The following is a 17,485-nucleotide window of genomic DNA, read 5'->3' as shown; positions in this document are numbered from 1 at the left end:
CTCTCGCGCCCGCGGCCTGGAACGCCTACCGGCCTTGAAACGCCTACCGGCCTGGGACGTCTGCCCGGCCTGGGACGTCTGCCCGGCCCGTGCGTGGCCGTCGCCGCCGGGAACGCCGGGCGCACCCCTGACGAAAGTGGGGGAGGCGGGCGTGCCGATCGGCCGATGTGCCGGGACCCACCGGGCTTCTACCTTCGATCTCGGCCCCTTCGGAGGGGCTCGATTCCGACCCCCCTTTCGCCCCGCAGAACGGAGTTCCCGTGGTCATGCCCGTGCGCCGCGCCGCCGCCCTGACGCTCTCCCTGTCGGCTGTCGCCGCTCTCACCGCCGTCGTCGCGTCACCGTCGAACGCCGCGTCGGCCGCCGCCACGCCGCCCGATGCCGCTGGAGCCGTCGCGTCGCCTTCCCGCCTCGCGGGAACGGCCGTGCCGTCGAACGCCGCCGCGGCGTCGAGCGGCGGGAGGGCCGCCGGTGTGGAGCTGCGGCTTCCCGCGCCCAGCGGCCCGTACGCGGTCGGCCGGGACGTCCTGCACCTCACCGACACCGCGCGCACCGACCCGTGGGTGCCGTCGGCGGGCGCGCGGCGGCTCATGGTGTCGGTGTACTACCCGGCCCGCACCGCCGGGGACGGCGCTCTGGCGCCGTACATGACGGTCGAGGAGGCCCGGCTGCTGCTGAAGGCCCAGGGGCAGGACAAGCTCCTCGCGCCCGAGGTGCTCGCCGGGGCCCGGACGAACGCGCGGTCCGGGGCCCGGCCCACCGGGGGCAGGCATCCGCTGGTGCTGGTCTCACCCGGCTTCTCGCTGAACCGCGCCACGCTCACCGTGCTCTCCGAGGACCTGGCCTCGCGCGGCTACGTCGTCGCGCTCGTCGACCACGCCTACGAGTCGTTCGGCACCACCTTCCCGGACGGCCGGACCCTCACCTGCGTGGCCTGCGAGACCGTCGAGGGCGAGCCGACGGACGCGGCCGAGAAGGAGCTGCTGGCCAGGGCCGCCACCGGCCGGGCGGCCGACCTCTCCTTCGTCCTGGACGCGCTGACCGGCCGCCGGCCCGTCTGGAAGCGCTCGGGGATGATCGACACGAGGCGGATCGGGGCGGTGGGCCACTCCCTCGGAGGCAACGCCGCGGCGAGCCTCATGGCGGGCGACCGGCGGGTCCGCGCCGGGGTGGACATGGACGGCACGTTCTTCGCGCCCGTCCCCGACTCCGGGCTCGGCGGCCGGCCCTTCATGATGCTCGGCACCGCCGCCGGGCACTCGCCCGGCTCCGAGGACACCTCCTGGGCCCGCGACTGGGTGCGCCTCGACGGCTGGAAGCGCTGGCTGACCGTGAAGGACACCGGGCACTTCTCCTTCATCGACATCCCGGTCCTGGGTGAGCAGCTCGGGGTGACCGACCCCGGGGCGCCGCTGCCGGGCAGCCGGTCGGCGAAGATCACCACGTCCTACGTGGGCGCCTTCTTCGACCGGCACCTGCGTGGGAAGGCCCAGCCGCTGCTCGACGGGCCGTCCCCCGCCGACCCCGAGGTGACCTTCCAGAACCCCTGACCCGCCCGGCCGGTACGGCGGGCGCGGGCGAGTCGGCGGAAGGCCGGTGCGGCGGGTGAGCGTGGGCTGGTCGGCGGGAGGCCGGCACGGCGAGTGGGCTGGTCGGCGGGTGGCCGGTGCGGCGAGCGTGGGCGGGTCAGCGGGAGAGGCGGTCGAGCAGGAGCGCCATCCGGCGGTCGTGGTGCTCGGGCCGGAACCTACCGTTGCGCGTGAGCGTGACGAGACCGTGCATTCCGCTCCAGAAGACCTCGGTGAGCGCCTCCAGGTCGGCCTCCGTCTCGTCGTCCCGCACCAGCGGTCGTACGGTCTCACGCAGTTCGCCGAAGGCCTCCTGCAGGGCGGGCGGGGCCTCGGCGGTGGCGAACGGCAGATCGACGATGTGCGTGAACATCGCGTCGTACAGGGCGGGCCGCCGTTCGGCGAATCCGACGTACGCGGCGGCGACGTTGGCGAGGGTCCGCCGGGGGTCGGCCGCCGCCGTACGGGCCGCGTGCAGCTCGACGGCGAGGTCGGCGCAGCCCTCGATCGCGACCGCCGCCATGATGGCGTCCTTGCCCTTGAAGTGGCTGTAGAGGACCGGCTGGCTGTACTCGATCTCCTGGGCGAGGCGGCGCGTGGTCACCGCGTCCCAGCCCTCCGACTCGGCCAGCTCCCGCGCGGCCCGGATGATCAGCCGCTCCCGCTCCGCTCGTTCGCGCTCCCGGCGCGTCTGGATCGACATGCTCCTCATTCTAGCGGCGCTAGCGGAACTGTCGAGGCTATGCTAGCGTCACTCTAGTTCCTAGCAGTGCTAGAAAAAGGAGGGGCAATGCTCACCCCCATCGCCTACGGGCTCGCCGTCGTGCTCAACCTGTTCGTCCTCTTCATCGGCGCGCGGTTCCTGCTGTCCCCGCGGCCCGCCGCCACGGGCTACGGCGTCCCCGCCAAGGAGAACGGGGACGCCGCCTACCTGACCATCAAGGGCCTGCGCGACCTCACCTACGGCATCCTCGGCCTCGCATTGCTGATCTTCGCGGGCGCCCGTGCCGAAGCATGGTTCATGCTCGTCGTCGCCCTGCTGCCCCTCGGGGACACCCTCATCGTCCTGCGCCACGGCGGCACGAAGGCGGTGGCCTTCGGCATCCACTTCGCCACCGCCGTGGTCGTCCTGCTCAGCGCAGCCCTGCTGTTCGCCGTCTGATCCCCCGGACCCGCCCGGTCTCCGGACTCCGTCCGCCGGGTGCTCAGCAGACGCAGAACTCGTTGCCCTCGGGGTCGGCCATGACCACGTGGTGGCCGGGGAACTCGTGCAGCGCCGCGCCGCCGGCCGCCGTCAGCCGCTCGACCTCCTCGACGACCCTGGCCCACCGCTCCTCGGGACCGCCCGTCCCGGCCACCCGGACGTCGATGTGCAGCCGGTTCTTGGCCGTCTTCGGCTCGGGGACCTCCAGGAACACCAGGCGGGGGCCGACCCCGGCCGGATCGCGCAGCCAGGCCCCGCCCTCCGCGCTGTCGGAGGGGTCGAAGTGCTTCACCCACTCGTCCCTGGTCGCGAACGGCGCGGGCGGCGGCTCGTCCTCGTACCCCAGCGCCAGCTTCCAGAACTCGCCCAGCCTGCCGGCGTCCGAGCAGTCCATCGTCAGGTCGATCCCGCGTGCCATCCGGTCTCCTTCGTCCAGGGGGCAGGACCATAACGGACGGGTACGACGGTTCCGGGATCGCGCGGCGCCGTCCCCGGATGGGCGGCGGTTGACGATTCGCCGTCCGGATGGTGGAATCTCGGCTCAGCGTCGCGGTGCACCCGGCAAAGAGACCGCCGTGGGCATGGAGGCGCCGAATCATGGGACAGCCATGACCTCATCTGACCGGCCGGGCGACCGCCTCGCGGCGTTCGGCAACCAGCTCGTCGAAGTTCACCTCCAGCTCCGCGAGGATCTCGACCGGATCCGCGAGGATCTCGACTCCTACCTCGACGGCGGCGAACGCCCGCGCATGCTGTGGGCGCACTGCATGACCTTCTGCTCCGCGTTGACCAGGCATCACACCGGTGAGGACGGCGGCGCGTTCCCCGCCCTCGCCGAGCGGTTCCCCGAACTGCGTCCCGTGATCGAGCAGTTGGAGCATGACCACCGGATGGTCACCGGGATCCTGTCACGGGTGGAGGAGCTGCTCAGCGGCCTCGCGCCGCGTGCCGGCCTGTCCGAAGCAGCCGACGGGACCGGCGCGGCTGACGGAACCGGCGCGATCGGCGGGACCGGTGCGGCCGATGGGACCGGCGCGGCCGGCGCGGTCGACGCGCGGGCCGTACGGGAGGAACTGGACGGCCTGAGCGCCATCCTGGAGACGCACTTCCGCTACGAGGAGAAGAAGATCGTCGAGGCCCTCAACTCCCTGGACGTCCCCGAGTGGAAAGGCTCGCCGCCCGCGTTCCTGCTGACCGGGGACGACTGACCGGGGCAGCCTGGCCGAGGCGGCCGGACGGGGCGCCTGGACGCGGTGGCTGACGGGATCAGCCACCGCCCGCGTTTCCCGCCCGTGTTTCCCGCGTGCTCGACCGCGACGATCAGGCCGGCGGTGCTCCCATCGCGGCGGACGGGTCAACGCCGACCGGGCGGGTCAAGCCGACCGCCCTCACGTCCCGCCCGGCGAGCAGGCCGCGGCGTGCCCCGCCGCCTCCGGGTTCACCTGCGGCGCTTCCACCGCACGCGCGGCCGTTTCGGGGCCGGTGAGCCGGACGCGGGAGATTCCCGGGCGGAAGGCCCCGCCGCAGAAGGTTCCAGAGAGGGAGCCCCGGACGCGGAGGAAGGTCCCGGAGAGGGAACCTCGGACGTGGAGGAAGGTTCCGGAGCGGGGGATACGGACGTGGAGGCAGACGGTTTCGCGGGTGCGGACCCACCCGGTGGAACGGAGGCGGTGGCTTCGTCCGCCGCCGGGGTGAGGGCCTCTTGGACCTTGTTGTAGGAGGGGTCGGAGGCCGTCGCCTCGGCCGTTCCCTGAGCCGCCATGCCTTGAGCTTCGGTCCCGGTCCCGGTCCCAGCTCCGGATCCCGACCCCGACCCCGACCCCGATCCGGACCCGGCTTCGGCCGCGGGTTCGGCTCCGGTCGCGGCTCCGGGCCGGGGTTCGGTCTCGGCCGGTTGCCGTGCCTCGGGACCGGTGCGGGGAACGGGCCGGGGCGTCCTGCGGGGACGGCCGGCCCGGGAGGCCCCCGGCGTCACGGCCGGGGCGGAGACGCTGCGGCGGATGAGGTCGAGGTCGAGGCCGAAGAAAGGGCGCGCCGTACCCGGGGCGGAGGCATGGCCCGGCGTGGTGTCACGGGCGGAAGCGGCGGAGGAACGGGTGGGGGCGGAGGAGGAAGCGGCGGCCGTGGAGGAACGGCCGGCGGAGGAGCGGCGATCGGTGGTGAGAGCGGCGGAGGAGGCGGATCCGGGCCACGGAGGAACGGCCGGGGCCGAACGCCCCGTGGGATGGTCGGGCGATGAAGGAACGGCCGCGGCCCGGCGGCCGGCGGGGGAGCGGGACGGGGACGTGGCTCCGCCGTACGGGCCGCCACCCATGAGGCCGGTGTACATGAGGCCGGGGTAGAGGAACGGGGCGAGGTACCGGCCGTCGGTGTCCGGCACGCCGGGGGCCTCGCCGCCGATGTGCCGCTCCGCGGCGGACCGCTCCTCGGTGATCACGTCATCGGCGGCGGTGACGTGGTCGGCCAGCTCGGCGAGCGTGCTGGCCGCCGGGCGTCGCGCGTCGAGGGCGTCGCGGTGGTCCTGCCCGGCCAGGGCGAGTCCACCGGCGGGGACGGCGTCGCCGGTGACGGCCGTGGACAGCGCGATGTCGTTCAGGGTCCGCTCGCCGATGTGCGCGACGGTCAGGCGGGCCAGCCGCAGCCGGGCGGAGACGAGCGCCAGGGTGGAGGCGTCGCCGGTCATGGCGGCGGCCAGCAGGTGACCCAGTTGTGCGATCGCCAGCCGTACGGTGGCCTCGATCGTGTGCCTGGCGTTCCGGACCCGCACCCCGGCGTCGTTGATCGCTATGGCGGTGCCGACCAGCCGGACGACCAGCTCGGCCTCCCGCCCGCCCACCGCCCCGGCGACGTGCTCGGCGAAGGCGGCGTGGGCCGCGCCGTCCCACGTCCGTCCCGTCTTCTCGTCGCTCATGACGGGCCCGGCCTCGGTCTTCGTGACGATCCGGTGGGCGGCGGCGACGCAGGCGTCGGCGAGGCGGAAGCACCGTTCCTCGTCGCCTTCGGGCCAGTCCTGGCCGACCATCCAGTCGACGTAGGGTTCGGCCCAGCCCGGGATCGGCTTTCCGTCGAGTCTCACGGCCGATCACATCCCGGCGCGGATGACGCGATCGATCTGCGCGGCCTGCCCGGCGCGATCGGCCGGCGCGGTCCGCCTGGCGCGATTAGCCCGGCGCGATCGGTTCGCGCGGCCTGTCCGGCCCGCTCGTATCCTCCGGCGTCCATGTGGCACCCGCCTCCGACACGTGCTCGTGCGGTCACTCCTTCCGGTTCCCCCGGCCTCCCGGGACCTTTTGGGGTCTCCCGGCTCGGGCCGGCACGGAACCGCTCGGGTGATCATGTCATTGGCGAGGGTCCGCGTGTTGGCGATTCGCGCACACGTCTTGCCGGTTTCCGCCCGGATTTCGGTCGGCGCGGTGCGCCCGCGACCGTCCCCTCAGGAGGCCGGTCGTCTGAAAGGGCCGGCGGTCGCGTGCGGTGAAGCCGTCAGAGGAGACCGCCACGGGAACCCGTCAGAGGAGACCACCACGAGGACGCGTCATGAGGAGATCTCCACGGGGATGCGGTGAGTGGCAGGGTCGTCGAGCGCGGTGAGGACGTACGCGGCGAGGTCGGCGCGTGTGGTGCTGGACCCGACGACGCCGGTGGCGCCGATGGAGACGCGCGGGCGCCCGGTTCCGGGGTCGTCGGTCAGGCGGGTCGGGCGCACCGCCGTCCAGTCGAGGTCGCTGTCGGCGAGCAGCCGCTCCATGCGGGTCATGTCGGCGTACGGATGGCGCATGACGCGCTTCAGGACACCGCTGAGGATCCGCGTGCCGAGGCCCGCGCCGTCCGGTACGGCGAGGCCCGCCGAGGACAGCACGACCAGCCGGTGGGTGGGAGCCATCGCCGAGATGATCGCCGCGGTGCCCTCGGAGTACACGGTGGTGGGACCGAGCCCGGAGGAGCCGAGCGCGGAGATGACCGCGTCATGGCCGGTGAGCGCGTCGCGCAGGGACGAGGGGTGGAGGACGTCACCCTCCTTCACCGTCAGGCGGGGGTGGCGCAGGCCGAGGGCCCGTGGGTTCCGGGCGACCGCGGTGACGGCGTGCCCGGCGGCCAGCGCCCGCTCCACGATGATCCGGCCGGTTCTGCCGGTCGCGGCGACGACGGCGATGGATGACATGGCGGGGGCTCCTCTACTTCTGGAAACGGGGTTCTGCCGCGGGGGTGGGCCGGACCGTCGGGTGCCCGGCCGGGCGCGTCGCGGGGCGGCATCCGGTCAGTTCCGGGTACGCGGGCGGGTGGCGGGCTGCAGGGCGAAGGAGAACGCCTCCATCAGCCTGTTGTGCTTGGTCTTCTGGATGGCGGCGATGCGCCACCGGCCGTCGGCGCCGCGGACGACGGTGTAGGTCTGCAGCTTGCCGAGCTTCTTCGGCCTGCCCTTGTGGACGTCGCCACGGCTGACGACGACGGCGGTGTCCGGGCCGTAGAAGCGGACGTCGAGGATCTCCATGGTGAGCCGGGTCCCCTTGAGGAAACTGTCGAACAGGGCCTGGTGCGCCGCGCCGATCTCCTTGGCGCCGCGGTAGACGGTGCCGACGAAGGTGACGTCGGTGGCGTCGTCGGTGAAGGCGGCGCCGTAGGCGATGCCGTCTCCCCGGTCCCAGGCTTCCTTGGTCTCCTCCAGCAGGGCGCGGACGGCGGCGGTGTCACCCATGATCTCTTCCTTCCCGTGATATCTTCTTCACAGAAGATTCTTCCTTGAAGATTTCTCTTCCTTGAGGAAGAGATTAGAGAGCCGGGTGGATCATGTCAACACCGGAGAGCCGGACCGACGCCGGCGCGGTCTACCGCCGTTACCTGAGCGCGGTGATGCTGCACGGCCACGCCAGCGCCAAGGCATGCGATCTCGGGGCGACCGACCTTTACGCGCTCAACCTGCTGGAACTGGAGGGGCCGATGACCCCCGGCGTGCTCGGCGCCCGCGCCGGCCTGACGACCGGTCCGACCACCCGCATGATCGACCGGCTGGAGGAGGCGGGCTACGTGCGCCGTGTCCCATCGCCCGACGACCGCCGCAAGGTGATCGTCGAGCCGATCGGCAAGCCCGTCCGGCTCGACGAGGTGATGACCCCGGCCAGGGAGGAGGTCGGGAAGATCCTGCGCGGCTACTCGCCGGAGCAGCTCGACGTGCTCTTCGACTACTTCACCCGGGCGGCCGAGGCGTACCGGCAGGCCGTCGACGACCTCCGCGCGACGTCCTGACACCGTACGGCCGTGCCGGCCGGTCTTCGGGCGGCCGGTCAGGGTCTCCGGGTGGCCGCCCGCCGTACGGCGACGGCGGGCGGGACGGCGAGGGGCAGCACCCACCAGGCCGGCCACCAGCCCAGGAAGCCGAAGACGACGACGAACAACACCGGCCCGGCGACCGCGAGCACCCACATGAACGAGGTGTCGTGGCCGTACCAGGCGTTCCCCAGGTCGAGGACGGTCGCCCCGATCACGAACACGGCGCCCACCCAGGCGAGCATCCAGCCCACGATGAACGGAATCGAGGGCGGATACGCGTACCCGGTGGCCTCTCCCACGGTGACGCTGAGCAGCCGGCCGCGCCACATGTCGGCCCGGCACCTCGTCCCCGGCCTGGCCAGGTCATAGAGGGTCTCGCCCGCTGAGACGGTGTACCGGCGGCCGGAGACCTCGACGACGACCTCGTAGGAGGTGCGGTCCAGCGCGGCGACACCGGCGGAGACGAGCGGGCCCGCCGGTCCGAGCAGGCGCAGCGGCGGGACGTACGGGGGCGGGACGGGAGGCTGCGGGAACGGGTTGACGGGGGTGTCGGGGAAGTCCTGGTCGTGTGTGGTGGACTCCGAGCGCGACACGACGGACGCGTCCACGGTCGCGACGCAGTCGCCCCGCCCGCCGGGCGGGAGGTCGGCGCAGCGGGCGGCTCCCCGGTAGGACGCGGTGTCGCCGTAGGCGGCGATCCCCAGCACGAGCCCGAAGAGGAGCAGGACGGCTCCGATGACGAGGTACGCTGCCCGGCGCATCGCCGCCTCTCGTCGCGGAGGAGGCCGGGAACCCGGCAGGAGGAGGGCCGGGAGCCCGGCGGTTCACATCGCATGCTTCCAAGCGCGGCCGGACCGGTCAACGAAGACCGGCCGATCGCGGAAGCGAATCTTCCGTGATCGGTCCTACCGTTCCGGTATGAACGACGACCGCGAGATCCGTCCCTTCCGCATCGACATCCCCCAGGCCGACCTGGACGACCTGCGCGACCGGCTCGGCCGTACCCGCTGGCCCGACGAACTGCCCGACGTGGGCTGGTCGTACGGCGTGCCGCTCGGCCGGCTGCGGGAGCTGGCCGAGTACTGGAGGACGGGCTACGACTGGCGCCGGCACGAGGCGAGGCTGAACGCGTTCCCGCAGTACACCACGACCATCGACGGGCAGAACGTGCACTTCCTGCACGTCCGCTCGCCGGAGCCGGACGCGTTCCCGCTGATTCTCACGCACGGCTGGCCGGGCTCGGTCGCCGAGTTCCTGGAGGTGGCCGGGCCGCTCGCCGACCCCCGCGCGCACGGCGGCGACCCGGCCGACGCCTTCCACCTCGTCATCCCGTCGATCCCCGGCTACGGATTCTCCGGGCCGACGACGGAGACCGGATGGGACGTGTCGCGCGTCGCGCGGGCCTGGGCGGAGCTGATGAGCCGCCTCGGCTACGAGCGCTACGGCGCCCACGGCGGCGACTGGGGCGCGCGGATCTCCCCCGAGCTGACCCGCATCGACTCCGGCCACGTCGCCGGGCTGCACATGAACTCCTTCGTGGCCTTCCCGAGCGACCCGGCCGAGGCCGGGGACCTGAGCGAGGCCGAGCGGAAGCGGCTGGAGAAGATCACCCGGTGGAGCGATGAGCGGTCCGGGTACGCGCAGATCCAGTCCACCCGGCCGCAGACGCTCGCCTACGCCCTCGTCGACTCGCCGGTCGGCCAGCTCGCCTGGAACACCGAGTGGTTCGACGACTACGGGCACGGCGTCGGCGCGATGGATCCGGACGCCATCCTCACCAACGTGACGCTGAACTGGCTGACCGGCACCGCCGGGTCCGCGGCCCGCCTCTACCGGGAGGCCGCCGCGTCGTGGGGCCGGGAGGTGGAGTTCTGCCCGGTGCCGACCGGCCTGGCGGTGTTCCCGGGCGACTCGACCGTCCGGCCGTTCGCCGAACGGGAGCACAGGGTCGTGCACTGGTCGGAGTTCGACCGTGGCGGCCACTTCGCCGCGCTGCAGGCGCCGGACCTGCTGACGGGTGACATCCAGGAGTTCTTCCGCCTGGTCCGCTGAGCCGCCCCGACCCGCCGTACGGCACGGCGCGTCTCCTCGGCCGCCCACCGTACGGCCCGCCTCCCGCCCGCCCGCCGTACGGTGCGGCGCGCCTTCCGGCCGCCCGCTCGCCGTACAGAGGTCAACGGCGGTCCGGCCCGGCGGCGTGGCCCGCTCCGGCCACGACCCTCCCGGATGAAATGATCCCGGGCTCCCCGACATGAAGGGCTGTCCGAACATCCCGACTCCAAGGAGGCCGACCATGTGGACCGCCCGTGAGTGACGACCGGAGACGTCGCTTCGAGGAGGCGTATCTCGACGCCTACGAACGCATCCTCGGTTACGCGACGCGCCGCTGCGACTCCCCCGAGGACGCGCTGGACGTCGTGGCCGAGACCTTCGAGGTCGCCTGGCGCCGGATCGACGACCTGCCCCCGGGCGACCAGGCGAGGCTCTGGCTGTACGGCGTGGCCCGCAACGTCCTGGCGAACCAGCGCCGGGGGAACCTGCGCCGCCACGCCGGACAGGCGGAGCTGCGCGAGGACATCGCGGACCTCTACGCCCGTACCGCGCCGCCCGCCGAACGTGCCGACCTGAAGGCGGTGGGCCGGGTATTCCGCGCGCTGTCCGACGACGACCGGGAACTGCTGTCCCTGGTGGCCTGGGAGGGCCTGGACGCAGGGGAGATCGCCCGCGTCCTGGGCTGCTCCCGCAACGCCGCGCGCATCCGGATTCACCGGGCACGCAGGCGTCTCTCCCGTGCGCTGGCCGTGGCGGACGTCGAGACACCCCTGATGAGCAGGCCGACGCGGATCCCGACAGGAGGGTCGCTGTGAACGACACCGAAGAGATGGTGGGCCGGCTGGCCCGGGTCCGGGACGGCGAGCTGACCGGGCAGGCGTCCACCGCGGGGGCGCGGACCCTGCTGGCGTCGATCGTCGCGGGCTCCGGCCCGGCCGGCGCGGCGGCCGGTACCGGTCCGGCCACGGCGGGCGCGGATCCCGTCGAAGCCGGAACCGGAGCCGGAGCCGGGGCCGGGATCGGGGCCGGGGCCGGGGCCGGCCGGACCGCCGGACATGAGGGCCGGCGGACCGACGCCGGGAGGAGAACCGGCCGGTGGCACCGGCCGGGGACGCGACCGCGGTCGTGGACGGTCGTGGGGGCGGGCTGGTCGCGGCGGCCGCGGCCGCCCTGGTGGTCACCGTGGCCGCCCCGGGAGGCGACCCGGTGCGCCTGTCGCCCGGGGCGGGCACGTCCGCCACGGCGCAGGCCGGACAGCCGGACGCCCGGCGGATCCTGCTCGCCGCAGCGTCGGCCACGGTGACCGGAGCGGCGAAGGCGTCCTCCGATGGCGCCTACTGGCGCGTCCGGACGGTCACCGACCTGCCGGTCGTCGATCCGACCGGCCGCTACCTCCTCCGGCACCGCGTCTCCGATGAGACGTGGCTGGCACGGCGGCCCGACGGGCGGAGCGTACGGGTCCACCGGGACCTGGGCACCCGGCCCGCCACCCCGGAGGACGAGGCGGCCTGGCGCACGGCGGGCTCCCCCCGCACCTGGCGGTATCCGGCCGACACCCGGGACATGGGATACGTCTTCCCGAAGGAGAGGCTGCGCTCCTCGCCTGGCGCGCCGGTGACGACCCCGCTGTCCAGTGCGTCGAAGGGGACGGGCGGGACCCTGCTCACGAAGATGCTCACCTGGGACGAACTGCGGGAGGTCCCGGACGACGCGGGGAGGCTGCGGGCCTATCTGGAGGAGCGCATCACCGAGGAACTGGTGCGTGGCAACGGCGGGGACCCGGACCTGCGGATGGAGCGGGTCCTGCAGAAGAGCTGCGTGGACCTCATCGTGCAGCTGCCGGTCACGCCGGAGGTGCGGGCCGCCGCCTACGAGATCCTCGCCGCGCTGCCCGGCATGCGCTCGGAGGGGGAGGTCACCGATCCGCTGGGCCGTACCGGGCAGGCGGTCGGCTACCGCAGCGAGGACGGCAGGCGTGACCTGCTCTTCGTGATCGAGCCGGGAAGCGGGCGGCCCCTCGGAGGGGAGGAGCGGTACGACGGCAGGCTCGCGGACGGGCGGACCGTCCGGGTCGGCGCCGTCACCGCCTACCAGGAGAGCGGCTGGACCGACGAGCAACCGCCCTCCGGCGAATGACCCCACCGTACGGCGCCGCCTGGTACGGCGCCGTACGGTGAGCGGGCCGATCGCGTGGCGTGCCGCTTCGTGACGGCAGTACGGTCCGGGCCGCGGGCCGACCCGGGCGGGTTCACCGGAGGCGGCTCGTCAGGAACGGCCCGCCCGGGCGGCTTGTTCGGACGGTTCAGCCGACGGCGGCCTCCTCCTCGTCCGGGGTCGCCGCGCCGGTGAACTGCGCCGAGTACAGCCGGTGGTAGGCGCCCCGCGCGGCGAGCAGTTCGGTGTGGTTGCCGTGCTCGACGATGCGGCCCTCCTCCATCACCAGGATGAGGTCCGCGTCGCGGATGGTGGACAGCCGGTGGGCGATGACGAAGCTGGTGCGGTCGGCGCGCAGCGCGGCCATCGCCTGCTGCACCAGCAGCTCGGTGCGGGTGTCGACCGAGCTGGTCGCCTCGTCGAGGATCAGCAGGGACGGCTCGGAGAGGAAGGCGCGGGCGATGGTGATCAGCTGCTTCTCGCCGGCGCTGATGTTGCCGCCCTCCTCGTCGATGACGGTGTCGTAGCCGTCCGGCAGGGTGCGCACGAACCGGTCGACGAACGCGGCCCGCGCGGCGGCGAGGATGCGCTCCTCGCTGGCCGAGGGGTCGCCGTAGGCGATGTTGTCCCGGATGGTGCCGCCGAACAGCCAGGTGTCCTGCAGGACCATGCCGATCCGCGAGCGCAGGTCCTCGCGGCGCATCGCGGTGACGTCGACGCCGTCCAGGGTGATGCGCCCGCCGTCCAGCTCGTAGAAGCGCATGATGAGGTTGACCAGGGTGGTCTTGCCCGCGCCGGTCGGGCCGACGATCGCGACCGTCTGCCCGGGTTCGGCCACCAGCGACAGGTCCTCGATGAGGGGCCGGTCGGGGTCGTAGCGGAAGGACACCTGCTCGAACTCGACCCGGCCGCGCCTGGTCTCGGGCAGGGCGGGCTCGGCCGGGTCGGGGGTCTGCTCGTCGGCGTCGAGCAGCTCGAAGACCCGCTCGGCCGACGCCACCCCCGACTGCAGGAGGTTAGCCATCGAGGCGACCTGGGTGAGCGGCTGGGTGAACTGCCGGGAGTACTGGATGAAAGCCTGCACGTCGCCCAGGCTCATCGACCCGGTGGCCACCCGCACGCCGCCGACGACGGCGATCGCGACGTAGTTGAGGTTCCCGATGAACATCATCGCCGGCATGATGATCCCGGAGACGAACTGGGCGCCGAAGCTCGCCTTGAACAGCTCCTCGTTGCGCTCCCGGAAGACCTCCTCGACCTCCGGCTGCCGCCCGAAGACCTTCACCAGCTCGTGGCCGGTGAACGCCTCCTCGATGTGGGCGTTCAGCGAGCCGGTGTGGGCCCACTGGGCGACGAACAGCTTCTGCGAGCGCTTGGCGACCTGCCCGGTGACGATCGTCGACAGCGGGATGGTCACCAACGCGATCAGCGCGAGCAGCGGCGAGATCACGAACATCATCGCCAGCACGCCGACCACGGTCAGCAGGGACGTCAGCAGCTGGCTCAGCGTCTGCTGAAGGGTCTGCGAGACGTTGTCGATGTCGTTGGTGACCCGGCTGAGCAGCTCGCCGCGCGGCTGGCCGTCGAAGAAGCGCAGGGGGAGCCGGTTCAGCTTGTCCTCGACGTCGGACCGCAGCCGGAACACGGTGCGCTGCACCACGTCGTTGAGGAGGTGGCCCTGCAGCCAGGCGAACGCCGTCGCCGCGAGGTAGAGGGCCAGCGCCCAGGCCAGGACCGTGCCGAGTGCGGCGAAGTCGATGCCGCGGCCGGGGACGACGTCCATCTTCTCCAGCAGCGCGGCGAAGTCGCCGTGGCCGGACGCGCGGGCCGCCTCGGCCGCCTGCTGGATGGTCGTCCCGGCGGGCAGCCGGCCGCCGATGACACCGCTGAAGATGAGGTCGGTGGCGCGGCCGAGGACCTTCGGGCCGATGACGGAGAACACCACGCTGGCCACGGCGAGCAGGATCACCGCGATGATCCGGGGCCGCTCGGGGGCCAGGCGCCGGATCAGCCGCCGCGCGGACGGCCCGAAGTCCATCGACTTCTCGGCGGGCATCCCGCCGAAGGGGCCGCGCCCGAAGGGCCCGCCGCCCGCCGGGGGACGGGGACGCGCGGCCGCGGGAGAGGCGGCCGAGGCCGCCGGGGTCGCCGGGGCCGCGGCGGGGGCGGCCCCCGGCGCGGCCGGAGCGGCCGGGGAGGCGGAGGATACGGACCGGTCGCTCATGCCGCACTCTCCACGGCTCGCTGGGACTCGACGATCTCGACGTATGTCGGGCAGGAGGCCAGCAGCTCCTCGTGGGTGCCGATGCCGGCGATCACGCCGTCGTCGAGGACGACGATCTGGTCGGCGTCGGCGACGGTGGAGATGCGCTGGGCGACGATGACGACGGCGGCGTCGGAGGTGCGCGGGCGAAGGGCCGCGCGCAGCCGGGCGTCGGTGGTCAGGTCGAGAGCCGAGAACGAGTCGTCGAACAGGTAGATCTCCGGCTTTCTGACCAGCGCCCTGGCGATGGCAAGACGCTGTCGCTGCCCGCCGGAGACGTTCGTGCCGCCCTGGGCGATGGGGGCGTCGAGACCCTCGGGCATCGCCTCGACGAAGTCGCGGGCCTGGGCGACCTCCAGGGCCTCCCACAGCTCCTCGTCGGTGGCGTCGGGATTGCCGTACCGGAGGTTGCTCGCGACGGTGCCGGTGAACAGGTACGGCTTCTGAGGCACCAGGCCGATGCGCCGCCAGAGGACCTGGGGGTCGAGGTCGCGCACGTCGACGCCGTCGACCGACACCGTGCCGGAGGTGGCGTCGAAGAGCCGGGGGACCAGCGACAGCAGGGTCGTCTTGCCCGAGCCGGTGCTGCCGATGACGGCGAGGGTCCGGCCCGCCTCGACGCGGAACGAGATGCCGGACAGCACCGGGGACGCCGCGCCCGGGTAGCGGAACCCGACGTCGCGCATCTCCAGCTCGCCCCGGCCGCGCACCTGGCGCACCGGGTCGGCGGGCGGGAGGACCGAGGACTCGGTGTCCAGCACCTCGGCGATGCGCTCGGCGCAGACCGAGGCGCGCGGGATCATCATCGAGATGAAGGTGGCCATCATCATCGAGGTCAGGATCTGCATCAGGTACATCAGGAACGCGGTCAGCTCACCGACCTGCATCTCGCCGGTGTTCACCCGCGCGGCGCCGAACCACAGCACGGCGACGCTGGAGGCGTTGAGGATCAGCATCACGGTCGGGAAGATGAGCGCGGTCAGCCGCCCGACGCGCAGCGCGGTGGCGGTCAGCGCCTCGTTGGCCTCGGCGAACCGCCGGGTCTCCTCCCGCTCGCGCACGAAGGCGCGCACGACGCGGATGCCGGTGAGCTGCTCGCGCAGCACCTGGTTGACCGTGTCGATGCGGTCCTGCATGGCGCGGAACTGGGGGACCATCCGGGAGATGATCAGGCCGATCGACACCAGCAGGGCCGGGACGCACACCAGCATGAGCCACGACAGGCCGACGTCCTGGCGCAGCGCCATGACGATGCCGCCGACGCCCATGATCGGTGCGGCGACCAGCATCGTGCAGGACATCACCACGAGCATCTGGACCTGCTGCACGTCGTTGGTGCTGCGGGTGATCAACGACGGTGCGCCGAACTGGGAGACCTCCCGGGCGGAGAACGTGCCCACCCGGTGGAAGACGGCCGCGCGGACGTCGCGGCCGAAGCCCATCGCCGAGCGGGAGCCATAGTAGACCGCCGCGATGGAGCAGGCGATCTGCGCGAAGGAGACGGCGAGCATCCAGCCGCCGGTGGTGAGGATGTAGCCGGTGTCGCCGGTGGCGACGCCCCGGTCGATGATGTCGGCGTTCAGGCTCGGCAGGTACAGCGAGGCGATGGTGCCGAGGAGTTGAAGCACCACGACGGCGACCAGGGAGCCGGTGTAGGGGCGGAGATGGGTGCGGAGCAGCCGGATCAGCACGGGACCTCCTCTCCGGAGGCGCCACTCGGGGCCGGACGGCAGGCGGCGTGCTCAGGGACGAGGACGCCGTGCAGGAGCATGCGGGCGATCTCCTCGGGCGGCAGCGGGTCGCCCTCGGTGAGCCGGGGGTGGCTGCACGCGACGGTCAGCAGCTGCAGCCGCCGCGCCGTCTCGTACGGCTCGCAGCGCAGCAGGACGCGGTCGGGGGAGATCAGGTCGGCGAGCGCCCGCTGGACGGTGACGCTCTCGTCGGCGCAGGCCTGGCGGTGGTGGTGGGCGACGGCCGGACCCGTCGCCCCCAGCGCGTCGGCCAGCCGGAAGACGCGTGCCGCACGGCGCTGCAGGATCCGCACCGCCGTGGCGAGCCGGGCCTCCAGCGGGGAGGAGCGGTCGACGGCGTCGAGCTCGCGCACCAGCGGGGCGGGGTCGAAGGCGCTGGCCACGGCGGCGTCGACGAGTTCGTCCTTGGTGGCGAAGACCCGGAATATCGTGCCCTCGGCCACGCCGGCCGCCTGGGCGATCTGCCGGGTGTTCACCGCGGGGCCGTGGTCGAGGATCAGTGAGAGGGTGGACTCGATGAGGGAGGCCCGCCGTTCCTCCGGGGGGAGGGGCGCGGCGCGCTGGGAGGTGGAGATCACGCGACCACCATAGCGAGTGAGTGAGTTGCTCACTCACTCGTTTGCGGAATTCTCCCCGGCGATCTCTGACGGCGAACGGCGTAGGAGCGGCGCGGAAGCCGCTCGCGGTGAACGACGCGGGAGCGGCGTGGGAACCGCGCGCGATGAGCGACGCGGGAGCGGCGTGGAAGCGGCGTGGAAGCGGCGCGCAAGGAACGGCGCGGCGGTGGTGTGCGGTGACGGGTGGCCGGGCTTCGAGGGTCGTGAGCCGCACGCGGTGGTTTGACCCGGACGGTTGTTAAGCCGGGGAAAAGCCCGGGTATGGCCAGGTCACCGGTGAGGGGAGGTGGCTCATGGCGCTCATCGACCGCGAGTGCGTCCGGCAGCTGCTGGAGGCCGAGGACCCCGACACGGCCCTGGTGTTCGTCCGCGGTGAGTGCCTGGTCCTCACGAGCGGGCAGATCGACGACGACCACCGGCCGCTGATCGTCGCGCGCCGCCGGGACCTGCCGGGGTCGCTCTCCGGCGACACCGTCACCGGAGAGCAGCTCGACGCCCTGGCGAACTGCCTGGACAACACCGCCCGCGACCTGGGCGAGTGAGCGGGTCACCCCGCGCCGCCGCCCGCGACGCGGCCAGGCGTACGAGGACCGCGCCGCCACCCGTGA

At 73.0% G+C, this 17,485-nt stretch carries 17 protein-coding genes; 8 read left to right on the top strand and 9 right to left on the bottom strand.

Annotated features, from left to right (window positions below; all coding sequences use genetic code 11):
• Positions 1-266: 266 nt before the first annotated feature.
• Positions 267-1,550, top strand: coding sequence for an alpha/beta hydrolase family protein (locus ACQP10_RS34525; RefSeq protein ID WP_433541962.1), 1,284 nt, complete (start codon positions 267-269; stop codon positions 1,548-1,550).
• A gap of 136 nt (positions 1,551-1,686) precedes the next feature.
• Here ACQP10_RS34525 and ACQP10_RS34520 read toward each other — a convergent pair whose 3' ends face one another.
• Positions 1,687-2,271 carry a TetR/AcrR family transcriptional regulator gene (locus tag ACQP10_RS34520; protein WP_346018774.1) on the bottom strand — a complete coding sequence of 195 codons (585 nt, stop codon included), beginning with the start codon at positions 2,269-2,271 and terminating at the stop codon, positions 1,687-1,689.
• Between the two features lie 87 nt (positions 2,272-2,358).
• Here ACQP10_RS34520 and ACQP10_RS34515 point away from each other — a divergent pair, with 87 nt between their 5' ends.
• Positions 2,359-2,730 (top strand): DUF4267 domain-containing protein, encoded by a 372-nt coding sequence (locus tag ACQP10_RS34515; RefSeq protein WP_346018775.1) that lies wholly within the window; start codon positions 2,359-2,361, stop codon positions 2,728-2,730.
• Positions 2,731-2,773: 43 nt separating this feature from the next.
• Here the strand turns inward: ACQP10_RS34515 and ACQP10_RS34510 are convergent, their stop codons facing one another.
• Positions 2,774-3,190, bottom strand: a complete 417-nt coding sequence (locus ACQP10_RS34510; RefSeq protein WP_346018776.1) for a VOC family protein — start codon at positions 3,188-3,190, stop codon at positions 2,774-2,776.
• A gap of 190 nt (positions 3,191-3,380) precedes the next feature.
• On the opposite strand from ACQP10_RS34510, the gene ACQP10_RS34505 reads away from it, so the two are divergent.
• Positions 3,381-3,980 (top strand): hemerythrin domain-containing protein, encoded by a 600-nt coding sequence (locus ACQP10_RS34505; RefSeq protein ID WP_346018777.1) that lies wholly within the window; start codon positions 3,381-3,383, stop codon positions 3,978-3,980.
• Between the two features lie 230 nt (positions 3,981-4,210).
• Here the strand turns inward: ACQP10_RS34505 and ACQP10_RS34500 are convergent, their stop codons facing one another.
• The 3 genes from ACQP10_RS34500 to ACQP10_RS34490 form a co-directional block, all read right to left on the bottom strand.
• Positions 4,211-5,848: a hypothetical protein gene (locus tag ACQP10_RS34500; RefSeq protein ID WP_433540423.1), complete on the bottom strand. Its 1,638-nt coding sequence runs from the start codon at positions 5,846-5,848 to the stop codon at positions 4,211-4,213.
• 459 nt (positions 5,849-6,307) lie between these two features.
• Positions 6,308-6,934, bottom strand: coding sequence for an NAD(P)-dependent oxidoreductase (locus ACQP10_RS34495; protein ID WP_433540422.1), 627 nt, complete (start codon positions 6,932-6,934; stop codon positions 6,308-6,310).
• 96 nt (positions 6,935-7,030) lie between these two features.
• The gene (locus ACQP10_RS34490; RefSeq protein ID WP_346018780.1) at positions 7,031-7,468 is read right to left on the bottom strand and encodes an SgcJ/EcaC family oxidoreductase; all 438 of its coding nucleotides are present in this window, start codon (positions 7,466-7,468) and stop codon (positions 7,031-7,033) included.
• A gap of 92 nt (positions 7,469-7,560) precedes the next feature.
• Here ACQP10_RS34490 and ACQP10_RS34485 point away from each other — a divergent pair, with 92 nt between their 5' ends.
• Positions 7,561-8,016, top strand: coding sequence for a MarR family winged helix-turn-helix transcriptional regulator (locus tag ACQP10_RS34485; protein WP_346018781.1), 456 nt, complete (start codon positions 7,561-7,563; stop codon positions 8,014-8,016).
• Positions 8,017-8,054: 38 nt separating this feature from the next.
• On the opposite strand, the gene ACQP10_RS34480 is transcribed toward ACQP10_RS34485, so the two are convergent.
• Positions 8,055-8,801, bottom strand: coding sequence for a hypothetical protein (locus ACQP10_RS34480; protein WP_433540421.1), 747 nt, complete (start codon positions 8,799-8,801; stop codon positions 8,055-8,057).
• A gap of 157 nt (positions 8,802-8,958) precedes the next feature.
• On the opposite strand from ACQP10_RS34480, the gene ACQP10_RS34475 reads away from it, so the two are divergent.
• The 3 genes from ACQP10_RS34475 to ACQP10_RS34465 all read left to right on the top strand — a co-directional run bounded on the left by ACQP10_RS34475 (position 8,959) and on the right by ACQP10_RS34465 (position 12,228).
• Positions 8,959-10,092 (top strand): epoxide hydrolase family protein, encoded by a 1,134-nt coding sequence (locus tag ACQP10_RS34475; protein ID WP_346018783.1) that lies wholly within the window; start codon positions 8,959-8,961, stop codon positions 10,090-10,092.
• A 254-nt stretch (positions 10,093-10,346) separates the two neighbouring features.
• Positions 10,347-10,907 carry an RNA polymerase sigma factor gene (locus ACQP10_RS34470; RefSeq protein WP_390000809.1) on the top strand — a complete coding sequence of 187 codons (561 nt, stop codon included), beginning with the start codon at positions 10,347-10,349 and terminating at the stop codon, positions 10,905-10,907.
• A 280-nt stretch (positions 10,908-11,187) separates the two neighbouring features.
• The gene (locus tag ACQP10_RS34465) at positions 11,188-12,228 is read left to right on the top strand and encodes a CU044_5270 family protein (protein ID WP_433540420.1); all 1,041 of its coding nucleotides are present in this window, start codon (positions 11,188-11,190) and stop codon (positions 12,226-12,228) included.
• A 166-nt stretch (positions 12,229-12,394) separates the two neighbouring features.
• Here the strand turns inward: ACQP10_RS34465 and ACQP10_RS34460 are convergent, their stop codons facing one another.
• The 3 genes from ACQP10_RS34460 to ACQP10_RS34450 are packed head-to-tail and all read right to left on the bottom strand — an operon-like array spanning position 12,395 to position 16,838.
• The gene (locus tag ACQP10_RS34460) at positions 12,395-14,470 is read right to left on the bottom strand and encodes an ABC transporter ATP-binding protein (protein ID WP_433540419.1); all 2,076 of its coding nucleotides are present in this window, start codon (positions 14,468-14,470) and stop codon (positions 12,395-12,397) included.
• Complete coding sequence (locus ACQP10_RS34455; protein WP_346018787.1) at positions 14,467-16,200, bottom strand: ABC transporter ATP-binding protein; 1,734 nt, start codon at positions 16,198-16,200, stop codon at positions 14,467-14,469. Before ACQP10_RS34455 ends, ACQP10_RS34460 begins: the two co-directional genes overlap by 4 nt.
• Complete coding sequence (locus tag ACQP10_RS34450; RefSeq protein WP_346018788.1) at positions 16,194-16,838, bottom strand: TetR/AcrR family transcriptional regulator; 645 nt, start codon at positions 16,836-16,838, stop codon at positions 16,194-16,196. Before ACQP10_RS34450 ends, ACQP10_RS34455 begins: the two co-directional genes overlap by 7 nt.
• A 332-nt stretch (positions 16,839-17,170) precedes the next feature.
• Here ACQP10_RS34450 and ACQP10_RS34445 point away from each other — a divergent pair, with 332 nt between their 5' ends.
• Complete coding sequence (locus ACQP10_RS34445) at positions 17,171-17,419, top strand: hypothetical protein (protein ID WP_346018789.1); 249 nt, start codon at positions 17,171-17,173, stop codon at positions 17,417-17,419.
• The last annotated feature ends 66 nt before the right edge of the window (positions 17,420-17,485 follow it).

The sequence above is a fragment of the Streptosporangium sandarakinum genome (assembly GCF_050942225.1).
Classification (GTDB): Bacteria; Actinomycetota; Actinomycetes; order Streptosporangiales; family Streptosporangiaceae; genus Streptosporangium; species Streptosporangium nondiastaticum.
This window is presented reverse-complemented; position numbering and strand designations above follow the sequence as displayed.

What these genes read in the sequence shown, in the direction of transcription:
- ACQP10_RS34525 (WP_433541962.1), top strand. Translation starts at nt 267, where the DNA reads ATGCCCGTGCGCCGCGCCGCCGCCCTGACGCTCTCCCTGTCGGCTGTC.
- ACQP10_RS34520 (WP_346018774.1), bottom strand. Translation starts at nt 2,271, where the DNA reads ATGTCGATCCAGACGCGCCGGGAGCGCGAACGAGCGGAGCGGGAGCGG.
- ACQP10_RS34515 (WP_346018775.1), top strand. Translation starts at nt 2,359, where the DNA reads ATGCTCACCCCCATCGCCTACGGGCTCGCCGTCGTGCTCAACCTGTTC.
- ACQP10_RS34510 (WP_346018776.1), bottom strand. Translation starts at nt 3,190, where the DNA reads ATGGCACGCGGGATCGACCTGACGATGGACTGCTCGGACGCCGGCAGG.
- ACQP10_RS34505 (WP_346018777.1), top strand. Translation starts at nt 3,381, where the DNA reads ATGACCTCATCTGACCGGCCGGGCGACCGCCTCGCGGCGTTCGGCAAC.
- ACQP10_RS34495 (WP_433540422.1), bottom strand. Translation starts at nt 6,934, where the DNA reads ATGTCATCCATCGCCGTCGTCGCCGCGACCGGCAGAACCGGCCGGATC.
- ACQP10_RS34490 (WP_346018780.1), bottom strand. Translation starts at nt 7,468, where the DNA reads ATGGGTGACACCGCCGCCGTCCGCGCCCTGCTGGAGGAGACCAAGGAA.
- ACQP10_RS34485 (WP_346018781.1), top strand. Translation starts at nt 7,561, where the DNA reads ATGTCAACACCGGAGAGCCGGACCGACGCCGGCGCGGTCTACCGCCGT.
- ACQP10_RS34480 (WP_433540421.1), bottom strand. Translation starts at nt 8,801, where the DNA reads ATGCGCCGGGCAGCGTACCTCGTCATCGGAGCCGTCCTGCTCCTCTTC.
- ACQP10_RS34475 (WP_346018783.1), top strand. Translation starts at nt 8,959, where the DNA reads ATGAACGACGACCGCGAGATCCGTCCCTTCCGCATCGACATCCCCCAG.
- ACQP10_RS34460 (WP_433540419.1), bottom strand. Translation starts at nt 14,470, where the DNA reads ATGAGCGACCGGTCCGTATCCTCCGCCTCCCCGGCCGCTCCGGCCGCG.
- ACQP10_RS34445 (WP_346018789.1), top strand. Translation starts at nt 17,171, where the DNA reads ATGGCGCTCATCGACCGCGAGTGCGTCCGGCAGCTGCTGGAGGCCGAG.